Source organism: Paenibacillus sp. sg306046, from assembly GCF_059821225.1.
In genome coordinates, this window is the sequence record NZ_JCAMRT010000102.1 from 1 (window position 1) to 593 (window position 593).

Consider the following 593-nt stretch of genomic DNA (forward strand, 5'->3'; position numbering starts at 1 on the left):
AACGGATGCAGCCCATTCTCTCTGGCTGTTTCGATCACGCTGTAGATCGCTGCGCTAGCCCTGGCTCCGCGTGGTGTATTTGCAAACAGCCAGTTCTTTCGTCCGATCACAAAGGGCTTGATCGAGCGCTCCCCGCGATTGTTATCGATCTCCAGCCGCCCATTCTTCATAAAGGCCGTTAGCTTGTCCCACTGGTTTAAGCTGTAGCCGATTGCCTGGCCCAGGAGGCTTTTGGGCATCGTTCGGGATTTCTGCTGACGCAACCAGGCATAATAGTCATCCAGCACCGGACGACTTTGTTCCTCGCGGGCCGCCAGTCGCTCTTCCGGTGTGACTTCAACCAGCTTGCGTTCAATCGCAAACAGCTGGTTGCACCAGTCCAGCCCTTGCGCCGCCACGCTGTGTGGATTGGCTCTGGCTTCCGGCGCGGCTTTCAGCGCTTCATCGTATTTACGCCGCGCATGCGCCCAGCAGCCCGCCAGCGTCACATCCTTCACCTTGTGATAGCCCGCATAACCATCCACATGCAGGTACCCCTTAAATCCCGCCAAAAAATCCCGCGGATGCTCGCCGCCACGGGTACGCTGGTAATC

The 593-nt window shown here is 57.8% G+C and carries 1 protein-coding gene; it reads right to left on the reverse strand.

Annotated features, from left to right (window positions below; genetic code table 11):
* Nucleotides 1–593, reverse strand: a 593-nt coding sequence (gene tnpC, locus AC6ROY_RS25480; protein ID WP_500103358.1) for an IS66 family transposase, incomplete at both ends; no start/stop codon positions are given.